Below are 4,483 nucleotides of genomic sequence, written 5' to 3'. Positions count from 1 at the left end.
CCGGCGCCGCCGGGGCAGGTGCCGCGGCTGCGGGGGCCGTCGGCGCGGCGGGGGCGGTCTTCGCGGGCGGCGCTGCCGGGGCAGCCGGGCGTGCGGGGACGGAGGCGCTCGCCGCCCGGACCCTGGACGCGGCCGGAGCCGCCGGCACGAACGCGGCGATCTGCGCGAAGTCGAGCGGCACCTGGGGCGGCAGGCCCCAGCGGTTCTTCGCGTCCCAGCAGGCGTGGTGCTGGGCGTGCAGCACGCGCTTCTGCCCGCCGCGCGCCTTGCCCTTCGCGCCCTTGCCCTCGCCGACGACCTCGACGATCGTCTCGTAGTTGGCGAACAGCACGGCGTCGGCCCACTCCTTGGCCTTCGCGGCGTCGGACATCTTGGCCGCGTCGATGAGCGCGAGAGCCCACCGGTTGTAGCTCGCGGCCTCGTCCGGCTGGTCGAACTTGCGGACCGCGGCATGCGCCGTGAGCACCACGTTGATCCCGCCCTCGGCCACGTCGGAGAGCAGGTTGAGGAGCTTGCCGAACTCCTCGACGACGAACGTGTAGCCCTTGCCGTATCCGGGATCCTCGATGCTCTTCCACGATTTCTCCGAGCAGACGTGGCGGATCGCCAGCTGCTCAGCCCAGTCGGCCGTGTCGATCACGAGGGTCGCGCAGGGCCTGGTCGCCTTGACCTCGCGCACCTGGTCCAGCAACATGGTCCAGCTCCGCGGCGCCTCCGTGCGGGCGACGTCGTAGTGCTCCGTGCTGCCCTCGGTGTCGATGAAGAGCGGGTCGGGGAACTTCGCCGCGAAGGACGTCTTGCCCACGCCCTCCGGCCCGTACACGATCACCTTCTGGGCCTTCGGCACGGCGCCGCGCGTGATGTTGAGCGCCATCTACATCACCCACTTGTCGGCTGGGAGGAGGATCGGGACGCGCGCCGGCTCGTTCGCGTCCGTCCGGACGGTCGGGGCGTCGGCGAACTCGGGAGCGCGCTCGGCCGCCTGTCCGAGTTCCGCGCCGCCGTATCCGTCCTCGATGACGATGGAGCATTCGCCGCCGGTGGACACGCGGGTGGCGATCACCTGCAGGCCCTCGCCCTCTGCCCACTCGCCGAACTCGCGCATGGTCTCGGCGTCCATCTGCTCCAGCTTGTCCACCAGCACGAACCCGCACTCCGGCTTGAGCTTGCGCACGATGGCGGTGGCGACGCGCAGCTGCTCGGACCCGCTCATGCAGTCCCACCTGCGGCCCTGGTAGGCCAGCAGCCCGTTCTCCACGGCGAGTCCCGGCAGAGGCAGGTCGGCCCCGTCGAGCAGCGCCATCTTGGACGCGCGCACGGCCTCGATCCGCTCGGTCATGTCGTCGTACTGCTCGGCCAGCTCCTCGGCCTCGCGCTCGGCGTCCGCGCGGCGCTGGTTGTCGCGCACCTTGGCGTTGACCGCCTCGATCCGCTCGAGCTGCGCCTCGATCTCGGCTGTGGATTCGTCGTGCAGCTGCTCGGCGGTCTTGCTCGCGACGCCGAAGTCCTCGACCGACTTGAGGTACTCGACGTTGAGCGCGGCGCGCTCCGACTTGAGCTCGTCGATACGGCGCGTCAGGTCGGCGAGCTTGTCGCGCATCTGATCGCACCGGGCCTCGATGTTGCGCGCCTCCTCGCGCTTGCGCTGGTTCTCGCCGTTCCTCGCGAGGATCTCCTGCTGCGCCTGGATCAGCTCCATGGCGCTCACGGGCTCGGTTGGGGCGTCCGGGTGCATGGGCATGTCGGCCGCCGCGCCCTTCTTCTGGTCGCGCATCTGGCCGACGCCGGTGCGCCGGTTGTAGAGCGCCTGCTCCTCGGCCTCCAGGCGCGCGAGCTCCTCGCCCACGCCGATGATGCCGAGCAGCGTCTTGGCCTTGTCCTTATCGCTCATCGCCAGGAACTTGGGAAGGTCGAGGGCGAGCGACTCGACGAACGAGTCCAGCAGCTGCTGGCCGCCCTTGCGCCCCTCGGGGTCGGTCACCTTGAGGGAGCCGGCCTTGCCCCTGCGCTCCACCACGATGCCGTTCGACAGCTGCACCTTGAGGTGAGGGTCGGTCGCGCTGCCCGCGCGCTTGGCCTCGCTCGGGCGCTTGCGGTCGCCGCCGAGCGCCCAGGCGATGGCGTCGAGCACGCTGGTCTTGCCCTGGCCGTTGCGCCCGCCGATGACGGTGAGCCCGCTCTCGGCCGGCTCCAGCACCACCGCCTTGACGCGCTTGACGTTCTCGACCTCCAGGCTGTTGATCTTCACGGTCATGCTACTCCTCCTCGTCTTCGTCGTGCGCCAGCGCGGACTCGCACAGGCTCTTCAGATCTATGTCTGCCGCGGTCGGCTCGTATCCGTCGGCTGCCAAGGCGGCGAGCCAGCCGAGGAAGCGCTCGACGTTCGACGCGTAGCATGGGCACCTGCCGTCCACGAGGGCATCGGAGATCCACGGATACAGCTCAGCATTGCCGGCGGCCATCATGTAGCCGTAGGCTGCCAGCCGGGGGCAGAACATGCCGTCGACCTCGGTGCCGGTCGCACTCTCGAACTTGCTCACCTTCTCGCCGATGCCGCCGTATCCGGACAGCGCCGCGTCCTCGACCACCTCCATGACGCAGGGCATGGACCCGAGGTCTTCGATGCGCGCGTGGAACCAGGCCAGGTGCGCGGCCTTCGCGGCTTCGATCGACTCCTTGACCTCGTCGACGCGGCGCTTCCGCTCCACTTGCTCCGGATCGACCCTCTCCTCGTCGGCGGAGACGGGCTTGCAGATCTCGATCGCAGGTCCCGTTCCGGATTCGAGGATGTACGCGGCGCAGCCGTCGATCCCGGCGACCGCCTGCGCGAGGGCGTCGGGATCCTTCACGTCCTCGCACCACGACCACCCATCCTGGCTGTACAGGCGCTTCTCCGAGATCGCGACTCCCGCGTCCTCGCATGCGCGGACGAGCGCGGCGCGGCGCTCGTCGCGCTGCATCCGCTGCCGCTCGGCTTTCGCGACGTCGCGCCATTCCCCCTCGCGGCAGCTCGTCAGCTTCTCGACGGCGGCGCCCTCGCCGAGCTCCTCGAACTCGGCGATGGCCAGCATGCGGTCGATGGTCATGTCGTCGCCGGCGTCGTCCACGGCGGCGCGGGCGCGGCGCAGCTTGGCGGCGGCGCCCTTCGGCATGCGCCCGGCGCGCTCCACGCGCTCGGGATCCACGCCGAGCAGCAGCATCTGCTGCACGCCCCGGCTTCGCTCCACGTCGGTCAGAGGGCGCTTGTCGTCCGTGGCCACCATGGCGACCATCGCGTTCGCCTCGTCCATGTCGTCGCATACGACGGCATGGCAGCGGGCGAGCTTGTTCTTGCACATGGCCTTGTAGCGGCGCTCGCCGTCGACGATGCGGTAGATCCCGCCGTCCTCGACGACCACGATGGGGTTCACCGGCTCGCCGGGGTTGAGCGCGTTGAGCATGCAGCTCTCCGCGAGCGCGGCGATGTCGCCGAAGTCCTTGCGCGGATTCTTCTCGTCGGGGTACACGTCGTCTATGCCGATCTCGCGTAATTCCATATATCCTCCTCTGACTAGGTAAAACGTTGAAAAGTAACACTCATTTCGATTTTCTGGGATTGGTGCCCAAGACCTCTCTCATCCGTTTGAGCCTGGTCTTCGCCGCGTTGTAGGGCAGCAGCAGCCTGCGGTGCTCCCACTCCTCCAGGGCGAGCAGGTAGGCCGTCTCGGCCTTGTCCCGCTCGTAGCGGCTCACGGGGCAGCTCTCGCGCCTCTTCGGCCTGGGGCCGAGGGACGAGGGGCGCGTGCCGCGCTTGGCCTCCTGGTCGTCGTAGGCGGCCCTTTGCCGAGGGGTCATCGATGCGTACACCTCGACGCACGCCGCCTCGCGGCCTGCGAGCTGCTCGCGCATCCGGCAGACGCGGCATCGGCCGTCCTTGTCGACGGCGGAGCGCCATCCGGCACACTCGTCGCACCATACGAGCCGGGTGCGGCAGCACCTCAGAGACAGGCCCAGGCGCTTGGCGGCCATCTTGACGGCTCCGCTCGAGCGCTTGAGCTCGCGGCAGATGTCGCGGCGCGGGAGCCTGCCGGCCATGTCGCGCAGCCGGTCGATCTCGTCGGTCGTCCACGGCCTCTGGGCCGAGCCCTTGCGCGTCATCGCGCGACCGCGCCCTTCGCGTGCCGCCAGCTGCGCGCCTCGGGGCGGCGCCCCGTGATGTCGGCGAACATGATCTGCAGCCATGCGGTGCCCGCCTGGCTGTCGAGCGCCTCGACGTACTGCGGGTGGATGCGCCATGCCAGGGACGGCTCGTCCATGACGAGCATGCGGCTCAGGCACGCCCAATGCGCCATGGCCATGGGCACGGAGATCATCGTGACCACGGGGGTTCCGGCGTCGGTCGTGCGGGCGATGCGCTGCACGTCGAGCTTGAGCGCGTCGTAGTTGGTGACGGCGGGGTTGACCATGGACGGCCTCTTGGCCCAGGCGACGGCCTCCTCGGCGG

5 protein-coding genes are annotated in these 4,483 nt (G+C 69.8%); all 5 read right to left on the bottom strand.

Annotation, left to right across the window (positions count from 1 at the left end; genetic code table 11):
• Positions 1 to 874: ATP-binding protein (locus GT613_RS15110; RefSeq protein WP_161172720.1), on the bottom strand; the 874-nt coding region annotated here is incomplete at its 3' end.
• On the bottom strand, positions 875 to 2,254 hold the full coding sequence (locus tag GT613_RS15105; RefSeq protein ID WP_114550731.1) for an AAA family ATPase: 1,380 nt from the start codon (positions 2,252 to 2,254) through the stop codon (positions 875 to 877).
• Position 2,255: 1 nt separating this feature from the next.
• Entirely contained in the window at positions 2,256 to 3,536 is a 1,281-nt protein-coding gene (locus GT613_RS15100) for a ParB N-terminal domain-containing protein (RefSeq protein ID WP_114550730.1), read from the bottom strand.
• A 40-nt stretch (positions 3,537 to 3,576) separates the two neighbouring features.
• Positions 3,577 to 4,137 carry a hypothetical protein gene (locus GT613_RS15095; protein WP_114516619.1) on the bottom strand — a complete coding sequence of 187 codons (561 nt, stop codon included), beginning with the start codon at positions 4,135 to 4,137 and terminating at the stop codon, positions 3,577 to 3,579.
• The coding region (locus GT613_RS15090) for a hypothetical protein (RefSeq protein WP_161172719.1) at positions 4,134 to 4,483 on the bottom strand (350 nt) is incomplete at its 5' end. The genes GT613_RS15090 and GT613_RS15095, both read right to left, overlap by 4 nt.

The organism is Eggerthella sp. BIOML-A4 (assembly GCF_009875575.1).
Taxonomy (GTDB): domain Bacteria; phylum Actinomycetota; class Coriobacteriia; order Coriobacteriales; family Eggerthellaceae; genus Eggerthella; species Eggerthella lenta.
Note: the sequence above shows the minus strand (reverse complement) of the source record. Positions and strands in the feature narration are given on the sequence as shown.